15 protein-coding genes are annotated in these 16,703 nt (G+C 31.1%); 13 read left to right on the forward strand and 2 right to left on the reverse strand.

Going from position 1 to position 16,703, the window contains the following annotated elements; genetic code table 11:
- Window positions 1–11 precede the first annotated feature (11 nt).
- From Q0891_RS10115 to Q0891_RS10170, 12 genes are all read left to right on the forward strand, one after another.
- Entirely contained in the window at window positions 12–1,085 is a 1,074-nt protein-coding gene (locus tag Q0891_RS10115; protein WP_299101286.1) for an exostosin family protein, read from the forward strand.
- Window positions 1,086–1,102: 17 nt separating this feature from the next.
- Window positions 1,103–2,269: a glycosyltransferase family 4 protein gene (locus Q0891_RS10120; protein ID WP_299101288.1), complete on the forward strand. Its 1,167-nt coding sequence runs from the start codon at window positions 1,103–1,105 to the stop codon at window positions 2,267–2,269.
- A 1-nt stretch (window position 2,270) separates the two neighbouring features.
- A complete protein-coding gene (locus Q0891_RS10125) occupies window positions 2,271–3,467 on the forward strand; it encodes a glycosyltransferase family 4 protein (RefSeq protein WP_299101290.1) in 1,197 nt (398 codons plus the stop codon).
- A 124-nt stretch (window positions 3,468–3,591) separates the two neighbouring features.
- Complete coding sequence (locus tag Q0891_RS10130; RefSeq protein WP_299101292.1) at window positions 3,592–4,329, forward strand: methyltransferase domain-containing protein; 738 nt, start codon at window positions 3,592–3,594, stop codon at window positions 4,327–4,329.
- Between the two features lie 22 nt (window positions 4,330–4,351).
- The gene (locus tag Q0891_RS10135; protein WP_299101294.1) at window positions 4,352–5,185 is read left to right on the forward strand and encodes an FkbM family methyltransferase; all 834 of its coding nucleotides are present in this window, start codon (window positions 4,352–4,354) and stop codon (window positions 5,183–5,185) included.
- Window positions 5,185–6,510: a glycosyltransferase family 2 protein gene (locus tag Q0891_RS10140; RefSeq protein WP_299101296.1), complete on the forward strand. Its 1,326-nt coding sequence runs from the start codon at window positions 5,185–5,187 to the stop codon at window positions 6,508–6,510. The genes Q0891_RS10135 and Q0891_RS10140 overlap by 1 nt, the downstream gene beginning before the upstream one ends.
- Window positions 6,510–7,613 (forward strand): glycosyltransferase family 4 protein, encoded by a 1,104-nt coding sequence (locus tag Q0891_RS10145; RefSeq protein WP_299101298.1) that lies wholly within the window; start codon window positions 6,510–6,512, stop codon window positions 7,611–7,613. The genes Q0891_RS10140 and Q0891_RS10145 overlap by 1 nt, the downstream gene beginning before the upstream one ends.
- A complete protein-coding gene (locus tag Q0891_RS10150) occupies window positions 7,610–8,743 on the forward strand; it encodes a glycosyltransferase (RefSeq protein WP_299101300.1) in 1,134 nt (377 codons plus the stop codon). Before Q0891_RS10145 ends, Q0891_RS10150 begins: the two co-directional genes overlap by 4 nt.
- A 117-nt stretch (window positions 8,744–8,860) precedes the next feature.
- Window positions 8,861–9,676 (forward strand): transglutaminase-like domain-containing protein, encoded by an 816-nt coding sequence (locus Q0891_RS10155; RefSeq protein ID WP_299101302.1) that lies wholly within the window; start codon window positions 8,861–8,863, stop codon window positions 9,674–9,676.
- Between the two features lie 78 nt (window positions 9,677–9,754).
- Window positions 9,755–11,119: an O-antigen ligase gene (locus Q0891_RS10160; protein WP_299101304.1), complete on the forward strand. Its 1,365-nt coding sequence runs from the start codon at window positions 9,755–9,757 to the stop codon at window positions 11,117–11,119.
- Window positions 11,070–12,080, forward strand: coding sequence for a glycosyltransferase family 4 protein (locus Q0891_RS10165; protein ID WP_299101306.1), 1,011 nt, complete (start codon window positions 11,070–11,072; stop codon window positions 12,078–12,080). The genes Q0891_RS10160 and Q0891_RS10165 overlap by 50 nt, the downstream gene beginning before the upstream one ends.
- A gap of 56 nt (window positions 12,081–12,136) precedes the next feature.
- Complete coding sequence (locus Q0891_RS10170) at window positions 12,137–13,531, forward strand: sugar transferase (RefSeq protein ID WP_299101308.1); 1,395 nt, start codon at window positions 12,137–12,139, stop codon at window positions 13,529–13,531.
- Here Q0891_RS10170 and Q0891_RS10175 read toward each other — a convergent pair whose 3' ends face one another.
- Both Q0891_RS10175 and Q0891_RS10180 read right to left on the reverse strand, forming a co-directional pair.
- Window positions 13,532–14,704 carry a DUF4105 domain-containing protein gene (locus Q0891_RS10175; protein ID WP_299101310.1) on the reverse strand — a complete coding sequence of 391 codons (1,173 nt, stop codon included), beginning with the start codon at window positions 14,702–14,704 and terminating at the stop codon, window positions 13,532–13,534.
- 10 nt (window positions 14,705–14,714) lie between these two features.
- A complete protein-coding gene (locus tag Q0891_RS10180) occupies window positions 14,715–15,785 on the reverse strand; it encodes a PorV/PorQ family protein (RefSeq protein ID WP_299101312.1) in 1,071 nt (356 codons plus the stop codon).
- 146 nt (window positions 15,786–15,931) lie between these two features.
- Here Q0891_RS10180 and Q0891_RS10185 point away from each other — a divergent pair, with 146 nt between their 5' ends.
- Window positions 15,932–16,690 carry a CDP-alcohol phosphatidyltransferase family protein gene (locus tag Q0891_RS10185; RefSeq protein ID WP_299101314.1) on the forward strand — a complete coding sequence of 253 codons (759 nt, stop codon included), beginning with the start codon at window positions 15,932–15,934 and terminating at the stop codon, window positions 16,688–16,690.
- Window positions 16,691–16,703: the final 13 nt, after the last annotated feature.

Genomic DNA, 16,703 nt, shown 5'->3' on the forward strand with positions numbered 1-16,703 from the left:
CTAGGTATCAAATGAAACTGTACTACCCAACGACACTTTACGATTCAAAATCTAGTAATCGGTATGCTGTTTTCCCACTTTTAAAAGTTTTTTTAAAGTCGGATAAGATTTTAGAAAATCCTGCTGTAGAAGTATTTGGTTTTACCAATCAATTGATGACACTAGTTGATGATATAAACGAAGCAACTGTAACTATTCTACCAATGTCTTGGGACTTTTATGTAAAGGAGAATAAAGAAAAAATAGCAAACGATTTTATTGAAAGTGTCAATAGTCTAAATAAACTTGTATTTATATTTATCTCAGGAGATTTTGGTGTGAAAATTCCAGATTTTCCAAACGTTAGAGTCTATAGATGTAGTGGTTACAAAAGTAAATTGCCAAATACGCATTTAGGATTACCTGTATTTCATAGAGATCCATTAGAACGATACTATAATTCCGAGGTTATTTCATTAAGAGCATATGCAGAGATTCCAACCGTAGGCTTTTGTGGTCAAGCAATAAAATCTATTAGCAACAGAATTAAAGAGCAACTTAGAATTGTCTTTAATAATACGAGATACTATTTAGGATTAGCTGAAAAGAGTCCGCAAAAAATACAATCTACACCCTACAATAGATTTAAAATTTTAGATAATCTCAAGGGTAAATCACTTATTGCAACTAATTTCATTATTAGAGATCAATATGGAGGTGGTGTAAAACGAGGCAGAGGAGCAACGAAAGTAGCGGAAGAGTATTTTGAAAACATGGAAAATTCAGATTACATCATCTGTTACAGAGGCGCAGGGAATTTTTCGGTTCGTTTTTATGAAACCTTAGCCATGGGAAGAATACCTGTTTATATAAATACCGATGGATTTTTACCGTTGCGCGAGAGTGTTAATTGGAAATCGCATTTAGTTTGGGTAGAACCCTCAGAAATTCATAAAATTGAAGAAAAAATAGTTACTTTTCATAACGCTCTCAATCAAAGTGAATTTGAAGCGTTACAAAAAAGTAATCGTAACTTATGGAAGGATCAATTAAACCTTTGGAGTTTCTTTTATCATCAAATACAACAGGCTAAAGGCGATAATTAAATTTTTCCGCAGCAAAAATGAGTCACAAATTAAAGATAGCAATATACTCTGGTGTTATTCCGTCGTCTACTTTTATAGAACGGTTAATAACAGGATTGTCTATTTCTAATCAATGTGAAATTTATCTTTTTGGAGCAGAAAAGCAAATGTTACGTTATGATAAAAATGTAAAGGTTGTAGGTTATAGAAATTCAAAGTTTTCAAAATTTATTCAATTAATAAAGTATAGTTTCTTGATGTTTTTTTTTAATCGTAAGGATAAAAAGAAATTAGATGTGATTCTTAAATCCAAGGGTCGAAACACACGCTTAGATAAAGTTAAATTTTATCCTGTACTTTGGCATAAGCCAGATATTTTTCATCTACAATGGGCAAAAGGAATTGAAGATTGGATATGGCTAAAGGAATTTGGTGTTAAAGTCGTTTTGAGTTTAAGAGGAACACAAATTAATCATTCGCCTATTGCAGATGCTGAGCTTGCAGCAATGTATAGACGTGAGTTCCCAAAAGTAGATGGTTTTCATGCAGTATCTAAGGCTATAGCTAATGAAGCTGCAAAATATGGTGTAACTCCCGCAAAAACGAAAGTTGTTTACAGCGGATTGCAATTAGAGCCGTCATTAGAAATGGAGAAAAATAAAAATGGTGTTTTTCAAATTATATCTATTGGAAGACCACATTGGATTAAAGGTTATACATATGCTTTAGATGGGTGTAAACAATTAAAAGATAATGGTTTTAAATTTCAATACACTATAATTGGTGCCGCAGGAAATATAGAATTGGCTTACCAAATTGAAGATTTAGGTTTACAAAATGAAGTAATTTTAATGGAAAAACAACCTTTTAATACTGTAAAAGAGAATATACAATCTTCAGATTTATTAGTATTGCCAAGTTTAAAAGAAGGAATTGCAAACGTAGTCTTAGAAGCAATGTTGTTAAAAACGTTTGTACTAACAACCGATTGTGGAGGGATGACAGAAGTGATAAATGATAATGTTAACGGGTTTGTGGTTCCTATTCGAAATTCCGAAGCAATTGCGCAAAAGATATTAGAGATTAGTACGTTGTCTATAGAGCAAAAGGATGAATTGGTTAATAACGCAATTCAAACTGTAAGAAACCAGCACAATGAAAAGCAATTAATTACAGGAATGCTTAATTTTTATAAAGACCTATAAGATGAAACAAAAAGGGCAGAAATCACAAACTATCGGTCTTGTACTATCTACAGTACCAAGATATTCTGAAACCTTTTTTAGAAATAAAATTAAAGGTTTGCAAAACCATGGATTTAAGGTAATTTTATTTGTTGATTATTATAAGAAGGAAGACTCTAGTTTTTCTTGTAAAATTGTTTCTGCTAGTAATTATAACAATAGTAGGTTTATAAATTTTTGGAATAGTTTCGTTGCGCTTTCAAAATCAGTTTTTGTTCATCCTAAACGGAGTTTAAAATTATTTCAATTAAACAAAAAAGATCATATTTCATTTAAGGATAATCTGAAGCAAATCATTATCAATGAGTTTTTTCTATCAGAACAAGTAGATTGGCTGCACTTTGGTTTTGGAATGCTTGCTGTAAATAGAGAAAATGTCGCAGCTGCTATAAAAGCTAAAATGGCTGTTAGTTTTAGGGGTTTTGATTTGTATCTATCGCCTTTGAAGCATAAAAACTGTTATAATATATTATTTAAAAAAGATATTAGGTATCATGTTTTATCACAAGAAATGAAACATGATTTAATGAAATATAAAGTTCAGGAGAATCAAATAAAAGTAATAACTCCAGCAATTAACACTGAGTTTTTTCAAACAGAAAAATCGCCTCATAAATCTAAGCATCTACAATTAGTAACTGTGGCTAGACAACATTGGAAAAAAGGATTTATATACACATTAGAAGCCTTAGCATGTCTAAAACAAAATGATATTGATTTTCATTACACCATTATTGGAGGAGGTATTGAGCAAGAACGAATCACTTTTGCGGCATATCAGTTAGGTATATTGGAAAACATAACATTTACAGGTAAATTACCACAGGAGGAAGTGAAAGCGACTCTATTACAATCTTCAATTTTTGTTCAATATAGTATTCAAGAAGGTTTTTGTAATGCCGTTTTAGAAGCACAGGCTTTAGGCTTATTATGTGTGGTTTCTAACGCAGAAGGATTAGCAGAGAATGTATTGAATGGCATAACTGGTTGGGTCGTTCCTAAAAGAGAACCAATCCAATTAGCTCAAAAAATAATGGAAATCTTAAACTTACCAGAAGAACAAAAGCAAGAGATAAGAAATGTAGCGATTGAGAGAGTTAAAAAGGAGTTTAATTTAGAGAAACAGCAGGAAAAATTTGTTCGTTTTTACCAAAATTAGTAGACCATTTAGTACTTGTTTAAATCTTAGTTGATAGCTTTTAGTATAACTACATGAATATTTAATACATAATATCTATTATTGTATAATAATTTGAAAAACAGAAAAACCCTCAAACATAATAATGACAAATTATGAATTAATGCGTTGGTTAACATTTCCTATAATGACAACTCATTTAGTAACTGTTCGCAACGATATAAAGAGATTGTTAAAATCTAATACGCAAAGGTCTAAAAAAATTTCTGTTTTAGATGTTGGTGGTCGTAAATCGCCATATACTATTAATTTACCTGCAGAAATAACTTTATTAGATGTGCCTCAAGAAGAAGGCACACGTGAGGAATTAAATTTAGGGTTTACGTCAGAAATACTTACTAATATTCAGAAAAAACGTAGCAATATTAAAGATGTAATTATAGAAGACATGACTAAATCTACCTTGGCAGATGGTTCATACGATGCGGTTGTTTGTATTGAAGTTATAGAACATGTAGAAGCAGATGACGTTTTTGTTAAAAATATAGCGAATGTTATAGAAGAAGGTGGTTGGGCTTATTTTACAACGCCAAATGGTGATTATATTAAAAACGAAGGTCCAAATAAAAATCCTGATCACGTTAGGCATTATACAAGATTAGAGTTGCAAACCTTATTAGAGAAGTATTTTGATAATGTAGATGTACATTACGCCGTGAAAACAGGAAAATACAGAGTTATGGGATTAAAAAGTTTTAAACTGAGCAATCCTTTTGGTATTTTAAAAACCATATTTGCTAATATAGTTAATAGGTTTCAGTCTAAAGGTGTAGAAAATACGTCTCAAGAAACAGCACATTTAGTTGCAATAGGTTATAAATAAATTGATTAAATAAGTCATTAAAATGCAAATAAAAAAAGCACTGAAAAGATTGTATTATTCAATCAATCCGCCAAAAACTAAGTTTTTAAGTGCAAAAATATGTGATGTTTCACTGAATGTCCTTCCAGGTACAGTAAGAAAACATGTCGATCAAGATGATGCCTGGTGGTTTTATTTAACTAAACATCATTCTAATATTTTTGATATTGGTTGTAATATAGGTTATACAGCATTATTAGGTCTAATTCAGAATCCTAATAAGCAATTTCTTTTGGTAGATCCAAACCCTGAAGCATTACAGCAAGCTGCGACAAATTTAATTCAGAATGGTATGGCTAATAAAGCAAACTTTATGTCTGCTTTTGTAAGTGATTCTGTGGATGAAACCATACAATTTTATACTATTGGTTCTGGTGCAGCTGGCAGTATGTATGCTTCACATGCAGAAACGGCCGCGTCTATGGATTCATTTATGGATGTAAAAACTGTGACCTTAGATTATTTATCTGAGTATTATAATTCGCAACCAGATCTAGTAAAGATTGATGTAGAAGGTGCAGAAACTTTAGTAATGCGAGGTGCTAAGAAAATGACTAATGCATCTAAGTGTACTTTCTTTATTGAAATGCATAATGTGGAAAACCTAGGAATGGAAGCCGCTGGTCAAAAAATGATTGATTGGTGTAATGAAATGGATTATAGAGCTTGGTATTTAAAAACAGGCGAATTATTACAAAATGCCGAAGAAATTAAAAACAGAGGAAAATGCCATTTGTTATTATTACCAAAGGAAAAAGATTATCCAGATTATCTAAAAGGAGTTGAGCAAAAGGCTGAACTTCCAAAATCAATTTAATGTTATTTAGATTTTTAACATATTTACAACCCACTCATTATTTTCAGAAGTTTTCAAATAAAAAAACTTCGGTATTTCCTAAAGTTGAAAATTTATCAGAAACTATTTTACAACAATTAACTTTAGATAAAAACTATCAATCAAAAACCGCTCAAAACTACGATTTATCATGGCAGGCTGTGCAAAAAGGGTACATTGGTAATGTAGAAACATATTCAAGTTTTGATGATGTTTCAATACAAGATAACTATCATTTTATCCGAAAATACTTCAATAGAGCATGGGTTTTATATATACTGATTTTTCGTCTTTTCTCATTACATAATCCATTTAAGGAAATCAATGCTTGGTTTAAAACCAAAGGAACAAAACGAGAATTGGTTGGCAAAAATCCAATAATTCATAATGATTGGGAAATCTTTAAATCTGAATTAATTCAAAAAAATGATAAGGTAAGTGTTGTAATACCAACGCTTAATAGATATAAGTATTTAAAAGATGTTTTAAAGGATTTAGAACAACAAGATTATTCTAATTTTGAAGTTATTGTCGTGGACCAGTCAGAACCTTTTGATGCATCGTTTTATGATGGTTTTAATTTAGACATCAACCTTATACGTCATGAAGAAAAGGCATTGTGGTTGGCTAGAAATACAGCAATTAAAAATGCAAAAGGGAATTTTATAGCCTTATCAGAAGATGATGTGCGTATAGAACCTAATTGGATTAGCTTACATTTAAAATGTTTAGATTTTTTTAACGCCAAAGTATCTGCTGGCGTCTTTTATCCTGAAGGAAAAGACATACCAAAAGAACGCTCTTTTTTTGCAATAGCTTCTCAGTTTGCCACTGGTAATGCCATGTTATATAAAACGGTATTTAAAACAGTAGGTTTGTTTGATAGGCAGTTTGAAAAACAGAGAATGGGTGATGGCGAATTTGGTATGAGAGTTTATCTTGATGGTATAAAAAGTGTTTCTAATCCTTTTGCTTCTTGCATAGATATAAAAGCGGGAACTGGTGGTTTGCGCGAGATGGGAAGTTGGGATGCATTTAGACCTTCAAATTTTTTCGCACCAAGACCTATACCAAGTGTTCTATATTACTTTAGACGATATTTTGGTAAAAAAGCATCGCGTTTGGCGATGTTAAGAATGGTACCATTATCGATCTTTCCATATCAATTCAAAAAAAATAAGCCATTATTAATTTTGGGTGCGTTTCTCACTATTTTAATATTACCAATTGTTTTTTATCAGGTATTTAAATCTTGGGGTTTAGCAAGTAAAAAAATAAAAGAAGGCCCTTTAATAGATACGATATAATGCCTTCAGAAAAACAACACATTTTAATTGTAACATCAGAATTTCCACCGCAACCAGGAGGTATAGGTAATCACGCCTATCAGTTAGCATTAGAGTTGTCTAATCATGGTTATTTGGTAAAAGTTATTGCAGATCAACGTTCTTTATATGGTAATGAGGAAAGAGAGTTCGATGCTGAATTACCATTCTCTGTGATTAGAATAAAGCGAGAAGGTTTTAGATTAAAAATGTATCTTAATAGAATTATTAAAACGAATAAACATTTTTCAAATTCTAGCCATGTCATTGCTACAGGTAAATTTTCACTTTGGAATATTGCTTTTATTAGTTTATTTAAGAAAGTAAAAACTATAGCAGTGATACATGGCACTGAAGTTAACTTTAAACCATTTCTTTTAAAGAAATCAATTGCCATAGCTTTAAAGAAAATGGATACCATCGTAGCTGTTTCTAATTACACTAAGGATTTAGTAAATCATTTAAAGAAAAAAGTAGTTGTGATTCCTAATGGTATTAGAACCTCAGATTGGAAGTTGAATACCTTAACTGGTTTTGAATTGGAAGGAAATCCTACGTTAACAACGGTAGGTAGAGTTAGTGCAAGAAAAGGACAGTTAAATGTCATAAAACTGCTACCAGAATTAGTTAAACACTATCCTGAATTACATTATCATTGTGTTGGTATACCTTCAGAGGCAGATCATTTTACTTCTATTGCAGCCAACTTGCAAGTGGAATCTCATATTACATTTCATGGTGCCTTAGATGATAATCAATTGAAACAAACCCTGAGTGAAACAGACTTGTTTGTAATGCTAAGTAGCGAGAGTGCAACAGGTGATGTAGAAGGTTTTGGTATAGCAATATTAGAAGCAAATGCAATGGGTATTCCTGCAATTGGTTCTTTAAATTGTGGTATTGAGGATGCTGTTCAAAATGGAATATCAGGAGTTTTAATAAATTCTAATAATGCTATGGAGTTTAAAGAGGCTGTTGATACAATCATGAATAAAAAAGAAAGCTTTTCTGAAGGAGCTAAAGAATGGGCAAACCATCACAATTGGTCTATAGTTATAAAACGATATATTAAGTTGTTATCATGAGTATATTAACTATAATATCGCATACGGAGCATTACAAGACACCAGATGGAACAATTGTTGGGCTTGGATCAACGGTTACAGAAATTAACAATTTGGTAGACGTTTTTGATTCTATTGTTCATGTGGCAATGCTTCATGATGTTTCTGCGCCCTCTAGTGCGTTGCCTTACACCTCTAATAAAATTACGTTTGTCCCTTTGCCAGCAGTTGGTGGTACTAATGTAATATCTAAACTAGATATTATTTGGAAGGCACCTAAAATGATCGGCATTATAAAGAAGGCATTAGATGCATCAGATTACTTTCAATTTAGAGCACCTACAGGAATTGGTGTTTTTGTTATTCCGTATTTAGTGCTTTTTAATAAAAATAAAGGTTGGTTTAAATACGCAGGAAACTGGAAACAAGAAAATGCGCCTTTAGCTTACAGCTTTCAACGTTGGTTATTAAAAAAACAGAAACGACGTGTGACTATAAATGGGAAATGGCAAGATCAGCAAAATCATTGTCTAACATTTGAAAACCCTTGCCTTACAGAAGCAGAAGTAAAAGCAGGACGAGGTGTTGTAAGTAATAAAAAGTTTGATAATAATTCTGTAGATTTTTGCTTTGTAGGACGATTAGAAGAGGAAAAGGGAATAGGTTTATTGGTAAATGCATTTAAAAACCTGAGTGTAGATTTTCAAAAACAAGTAGGTACAATACATATTGTAGGAGATGGAAAATTACGTGAGTATTTCCAAAATCAGACTAAAGATATTGGTTTGAATTTTGAGTTTTATGGTTATTTATCAAGAAAGGATGTGCATCATATTTATAAAATATCACATGCTATTATTTTACCATCAGCATCAGAAGGATTTCCTAAGGTAATTTCAGAGGCTATGAATTATGGTTGTCTACCAATAGTTTCAAATGTATCTTCTATTTCTAATTATGTTATTGACTCTAAAAATGGATTTTTACTGTCTGAAATAACAGAAGAAGGATTGAAAGATAAAATTCAAAAAATGTTAAATCTATCTGAGGTAATTTATTTGCGTATGATTGCTTCAAACGATTCAAATATTTATAAGTTTACCTACTCATATTATAATGATAGAATAAAAACAGAATTATTATCAATTTAGAATTATAATTAACAATATGTAAGTGGTTGATAATAGTTTGGTTAAATCTATTTTTTTTATGACAAGTACACAAAAAATAATTACATTTATCGAGAGTTTAAAAATGAGCAATTCTAAATGATTTTAAAGAAAATGTTTTGGGTGCTAAAGCGTCATCCATTTTTATATACTACGCGTTTTAAATTGCTGTCAAAGAATGTAAGTGTTGATGATATAGGTAGTTGTACTTATAATGACACTAATAAAAAGGAAGATATTTCTAATTATTATTCTGAGATTAATAACACCATTTTTAAAGACTTTACACCACAGACTGATGTTTTACGTGTTCAAAATTTAAGTGTATGGTTACAAAATAACATAAAAGGTGGACCAGGTTTAAGTGAACCATCTGATAAAGCTCTAAAGATTATGCTCGCGGGTAAAGGCGGTGTTTGTAGTGATATGGCTCAAGTTTTTAATAACTTTTGTGTTATAAACGAAATAAGGGTAAGAGAATGGGGAACTACAAGAGCACCTTTTAATACAGCTTTTGGAGGTCACTCATTTAATGAGTTTTTTAGTAAAGAATTAAACAAGTGGATACTTATAGATCCTTCTAATAGTTTGTTCTTTTATAATAGTGGAGAAGAAACGCCTTTGTCAGTTGTTGAATTATTTCAATTGATCAGAAAGGAGAAGGATATTAGTTATAAATCTTTTAACGATAAGAAAAAGTTAGAAGTTAAAAGTATTCAAAGGAATTATTTAAATCCTAATACAATTCCGTTTTTGATTTGTAATTATTCCAATAAAACGTATGATAAATTCCTAAGGCATACTAGGCCTTATATACCAGTATTTGTAACCCATTTTGCATTATATCTACTAAGGAAAAGCTACCATTATCGTTTCCCATTAGACGATTATAAGATTATTTTTAGTGAAGATTAAAGATTAATCTCGGAAATGTAAGTTGCCTTTTTATGGTATCTTGCGTTAAAATTGAATCAATAATATAGATACTTCCATTTGAAAACTAATATTACTTATATAAGTGCCATTGCTTTTCATTCCGTATTGGGTTTGTTACTTTATTTAAACGAAAGTCTTGGGAAACCTTACTTTTTTATTGCCTTATTTTATTTTTTATACAGAATTATAACTGCTTCAGATAAAAGTAGAACTCTTGAAGTATTAAAGGCATGTGCTTATTTTGTTGGTGCTGAGGTTTTGCTGAGAACTACTAAAGGTTCTATATCATACGAAGCAGGTAAATATTTAGTTATACTATTTGTATTAATGGGTATGTTTTATAAAGGAATCTCTGGTAAAGGTTATCCCTATTTTATTTATCTCTTGTTTTTAATTCCGTCCATTTTTGTGGCTTCAACAACATTGAGCTTCGATGCTAATTTTAGAACCAATATTGCATTTGTTTTAAGTGGACCAGTGTGTTTGGGTTTGTCGGCTTTATTTTGCTATGATAAGCGTATAAGTTACAATCAAATTTCTCAGATAATGCTTTTTATGGTATTACCAATCATTGCACATACAGCATATATTTATTTTTACACACCAAACCTGAAAGATGTTATATCTAGTACAGCATCCAATAGAGCAGCAGCAGGAGGTTGGGGAGCTAACCAGGTATCTGCAATTTTAGGACTTGGTATGTTTTTAATGGCCATACGATTATTTACTAAATCGGCTACATTACCTCTTAAAATTTTAAATGCCTCAATACTTGGTTTAATTACGCTAAGAGCAATTACTACAATGAGTCGTGGAGGTGTAATTACTGCAATTGCAGCTATTGTGATTTACCTCTTTTACTATTATCGTCATTCTAAGGTTAGAAAACGTAATGAAATAATATCTATTTTCGGTTTATTGTGCGTTAGTTTAATGTTAACCTGGTTTGTTAGTGTATCTCAAACAGGAGGTTTAGTAGGGCTGCGTTATGCAAATAAAGACCATTTAGGTAGGGAAAAAGAAAGTTTAACGACTGGTAGAAGTGAGTTATTTGAAGGTGAACTCGAAGGATTTATTTCTAGCCCATTTTTTGGCATTGGATCTAGTAGAGCTAAAGACGAAAGAATTGAGCAAGAGGGACAAGGCGTGACTTCACACAGTGAGTTTAGCAGAACTTTGGCTGAACACGGAATTTTTGGCGTCATAATTTTATTAATACTTATTTTTAAACCACTTGAAATACGCGGTAGAAATAGAGGTAATTATTATTTTTATCCGTTGATGGCTTTCTGGTTTTTAACCATAAACCATATGTCCATGAGACTTGCTATGCCAGCTTTTATATATGCATTAGCCTTATTAAATGTAAAAAATGAAAAACGTCCTTTATATAGGAAACAACTTAAAGAACAAAAAGTCTAATACTTCAAGTATTCAAACATTGGGTGCTTTACTAGAAGGTGAAGGTTATTCATTATACTACGCATCTTCTAAAAGTAATAAAGTTTTTAGGCTGTTAGATATGTTAAAGAGCGTAGTGAAGTTAAGAAACACTGCAGATGTTGTCCTTATTGACACCTATAGTACTCTGAATTTTTATTTTGCTTTAATTGTGAGCCAATTATGTCGATTTTTAGATTTAGAATATATTCCAATTTTACATGGTGGAAATCTACCATCTCGTTTAAAATCTAACCCTAAGTTAAGTGCGCTTATCTTTGAAAATGCTAAACATAATATTGCGCCATCTTTATATTTAAAGAGTGAATTTGAATTGTTCGGTTTTCATAATATTACATATTTGCCTAATGCTATTAAAATTGAAGAATATCCTTTTAAAAACTATAGGTTTGATAACCCAAGATTATTATGGGTGCGTTCATTTTCAGAGATTTATAATCCTAAATTAGCAGTTAAGATTTTGTCTGAATTAAAAAAAATAGAACCAAATGCTACTTTGTGTATGGTTGGTCCTGATACTGACGGCTCATTAAAAACAGTGAAGCAATTGGCTGGAGATCTCAATTTAGATGTAGAATTTACAGGGAAGTTAACGAAACAAGATTGGATTTCCCTTTCTAAGAAATACAATATATTTATTAATACAACCAATGTAGACAATACACCTATCAGTGTTATAGAGGCTATGGCATTAGGCTTGCCAGTGGTTTCTACTAATGTTGGCGGATTACCGTTTTTAATTTCTGAGAATAAAGATGGGTTATTAGTTGCGCCTAATAATGTTGAAGCATTTGTAGAGGCTATTATTAAGATAAAATTTGATAATCAACTTAGAGATCAACTAACAAAAAATGCGAGACAAAAGGTTGAATTTTTTTCATGGCAAACGGTAAAAGTACAATGGGATGCTGTTTTGTTGTAAATAAATGTTAGAAATCAGATCATCTTATTATCTTTATCGCTTATTTATCCCTCAGAATGTCTAAAAAAAAAGGTATCCATTTCGAAGTATCCGAACGTAAAGTTCTTCTCAGAATTTTAGATTTGGTAATGGTTTATTTAGGTGTTTATTGTCTAAGTTTAAATTTCGATTTTGTTTACATTGAAGTAAGTAAGGACAACAGTGTAGCCTTGATTTTATTAGGTGTATACGTTTCAATATTTGCTACCATATTTGAGCTCTATGATTTGCAAAAAGCAAGTAGGCTTGATACGACCTTTCAGAATGTAGTGATTACTGCTTCAATTGTGGTTTTATTTTATCTTTTAACACCTGTGCTCTCTCCTTTTCTACCTTTAGAGAGGATGCAAATTGTTTACCTCTATTTAACCATAATTGTTTCCATACTTTTATGGCGATTTTTATACATTAACTTAATTGAGACTCCGCGCTTTTACAAGCGTGTTCTATTAGTAGGAGAGATTTCTAATATAGATGGATTGATAAATGCTTTAGATACAAAAGATCCAAATTATAAAATAATAGGGTTTATAAATAGTGAGGTATCATCAGATGAATCTGTGAAATTTAAAGGAAGAAGAGAGTTTGACTCAAAAGACTTTCTTAATGTGATTGAAAAGGAAAAAATTTCAGAGATTTTAGTAGCTAGTTTTAATACGGAAGCTATAATTTCAGAAGTTTACCATGACTTGATGCTACTTTTAGAGAGAGGATTTAAGATTAGAGATTATACTCAGGTCTACGAAGAATTACTTCAAAAAGTTCCTGTACAGTTCGTAGGTAAGGATTTTTATAAACATTTTCCTTTTAGTAGAAGTAATGAAAATAAACTGTACATCTTTTTTCAGCGTGCTTTTGATGTTGTTTTTTCGTCTATAGGTTTATTAATTGGGTTACTTATTTCGCCAATCATTTTAATTGGAAATTTATTAGGAAATAAAGGTCCATTGTTTTACACTCAAGAAAGAGTAGGTCGCAATGGAAAACCATTTGAAATCATTAAGCTTAGAACTATGATTGTTAATGCTGAAAAGGATGGCATGAAATGGGCTATAAAAAACGATGCTAGAATTACTGCGTTCGGAATGTTTTTACGCCGTTCTCGATTAGATGAAATCCCTCAATTTTATAATGTTCTAAAAGGCGATATGAGTATTATTGGCCCTAGACCAGAACGTCCATTTTTTGTAAATGAACTAGCCAGAATTATTCCTTTTTACGAAACAAGACATATTATAAAACCAGGACTTACAGGTTGGGCACAAGTGAGTACAAGATACGGTTCTACTGTAGATGACAGCTTAACTAAGTTACAATATGATTTATATTATATAAAGCACAGAAGTATCTTCTTAGACTTGAGTATAGCAATTAAAACCTTAAGTACAATTCTGTACTATAGAGGTCAGTAATTATTTTAGTGAATTGAATTTAATCAGGTAGATGTATCTTATTAATAGCACAGCTAGCAACGGAATTAATCCAATTGCAAACACTTGGATACCACTAATCCAATGAAAAGTCATTAATACTAACATTATAACTAAGAATTTTATATAACGTTGAAACCAACTAGTTAGTTTTGGTTTTAAAACTTGACCTATAACTAATAAATTAAGTGGCATAGCCCATAGTAAGTTATAATTGTATGCCGTAGCAGTATGATCTGTAGCAAACCAAAGTAATAAAATTACAATACCAACGATTCCGGTAATTAAAAATAAAACAACATCTAACCATTTAGTTCTGGTCTTATTTCTGTAATCTTTATATGTAATAAACAAAATCCCTAGCCCAATAAGTCCCATAATTAATAGTGGGCTAAAAATTAAACCCAGCACAAAATTATTGGTCTTATTTCTTTCATTTAGAGTTTTAGAACTTTTAACCAATTTTTCAGAGCCATTTAATGTTGCACTATCAAAAAAGTGCTGAATATAATATGGTAAAAACATATGTTCTGAAACAGAAGCAGTGTTATCAATCACAGAGCCTAAGGCAATATCAATTCCAAAACTTCCCCAAGTATTTAATCCAACGTGGTCATGTATTAATGATCTAAAAGTTTTTGGTTTAAAATCTGGAGGTGTATTAAATTCTAGTTTTCTATTTGTTGCTTTAAGTGTAACATCTCTTATTTTTGTCGCACAATTATCAAAAAAGAAATCATATAAATAACCTCTGTTTTCTGGTTTGTAATTGTTTTCTAAATAATTAAAAAGTCTTTGTTCTTCACTTGCAGAGAGATTTAATACTTGCTCTTCAATTGAGCGATTATATCTTGAATAATGAAGATAAACATCGGCAAAATTGTGTTTGCTAATGAGATAGTTTAATTTCCCTTGAGCGAATTTTAAATAGAAATTTGGTGCACCAAAGTCGTATTCACCATAGCCAAAAACAGCATCAATACCTAAATTTCTATCTTTAATTCTAAACGCGTTATGTCCAAAAGCATCATTTAGAGATTCTCCTGGACCAAAAGTTAATACTGATATTTCTGCATTCTGAGAGAGCTGTAACTGTTGGGAGAAACCTACAGTAAGTAAAAAGAGATTAAATAAAATGGATAGTTTTAATTTCATATAGTAAGTTCTATCTAAAGACACCAAAATCTATTTTTAAAGAGAATACGTTAGAATAGAGCGCAGCACTTTGGTCACCAATATCGGTAAAGGCATAATCTATCTGTATTCCTTTGTATTTAAAACCCACACCGAAGTTGGGTTGAAATGAAACCTGCTCCGAATCGTCAATTTGAATTTCATTTTGAAAATTACCAACACCACCTCTTAAAAATACTAAGTCAGTATAACCAAATTCAAATCCTAATGCAGGATTTATACTGGCAAAAGAGGTTGAAATAATATCATTGTTTTCTGCAAATCGTACATTTAAGTTTGCAGCAGCTTGTAAAGTGTAATCGTAATGAAATATCCACATTTTAGATAGTCCTATTTCTAATTTAGGAATTGTGATTTCTGTTGTTTCGGGTAGTTCTTGGTTTTCTCCATCGATGGCACCACTAATTTGTTCAAATTTTTCTTCATCTATAGACCATGCATTAAATGTGGTGGTAATATCTCTGGCCATTATACCAAACTTCCAGTCATTATTCCCTTCAAATTGAATGCCTGCATCTAAGCCAAAACCCCAAGAAGAGGCGAAATCTCCAATGATTCTTCTAATTATTTTAGCATTTACACCAAAATTTAATCCATCTAAAGGCAATTTTCTTGCGTATGAGAATGTAAGTCCGTAATCTGCTGTGGAGAATGTGCTTATTCTATCATAATTAATATTTCCTTGATCATCAATTAATTGTGTTGTGTCTAAAATATCATCAACACCAAACCTAATAAGTGAAATGCCTAATGCACTTTTATCATCTAATGGCATTCCGTAACCAATATAATTGTAATTAGCTATGTTAGCAAAATAACTAGAATGCATTAATGCGAGTTGTTTGTCTTCGAGATGCACTAATCCTGCCGGATTCCAATATCCGGAATTTACATCAGCAGTATGCGATACAACTGCGTTACTCATACCTAATGCAGCAGCATCTACACCAATACTCATAAATTCATTTGAATATTTTCTTGTAGTTTGAGCCGTAGCTATAAGTGTAGTAAGTGTTAAGAGAATTACAGCGTAATTTTTCAACAGCAATATTTTTTTACAAAGATGCACATTATTTTTCTATCTATTTAACTGTAAATTGCCGTTGTTATTGTTTTCTTTAGGTTCAATTTTAAAAAAAAGTAAGTTTACACTAAAATACTTTTATATTTTTACACAAATTATAGTTTATGAGTTTTAAAAGACATATACCAAATATAGTAACGTTACTCAATTTGTTTTCGGGCTGTATTGCGGTAATTTTTGCAGTCTATGGTAATTTTGTTGCTGCTGCTATATTTGTTTTTTTAGGCATATTTTTCGATTTTTTTGATGGACTTTTAGCACGAAAATTAAATGTTCAGAGTCCTTTGGGGATTCAATTAGATTCTCTCGCTGATTTAGTGACAAGTGGTGTTGTTCCAGGCGTAATAATGTTTAAGCTTATTTCTTTAGCTATAAATGCTCCAGAATTTAACGGTAATAAAAATAGTTGGAATTCTGGTTTTGAATTAGAGATGTTAGAGGTTCCTATTTTGCCACTGTTTGGTTTGTTAATTGCGTTAGCTTCTGCTTACAGACTTGCTAAATTTAATTTAGACGAAGATCAGCAAACCTATTTTAAAGGATTGCCAGTGCCAGCAAATACCTTGGTCATTTTATCATTGCCTTTGATTTTAGAATATCAAAATAGCGATGTTATGAATGCTATATTTATTAATAAATGGTTTTTAATAGGGTTAACATTATTAAGTTGCTACCTTTTGAATTCTAATATAAAACTGTTTGCATTAAAATTTAAAAACTGGAAATTTAGAGATAATGCTGTTAGGTATATTTTTTTAATACTGAGCGTTGTACTGTTGATAGTACTCCAATTTGCTGCAATTCCTCTAATAATTGCATTGTATCTAATATTGTCGATAGTTGATAGAAAAAATATTAATTAATAACAAATAACCA

This window comes from uncultured Winogradskyella sp. (assembly GCF_947498005.1).
Taxonomy (GTDB): domain Bacteria; phylum Bacteroidota; class Bacteroidia; order Flavobacteriales; family Flavobacteriaceae; genus Winogradskyella.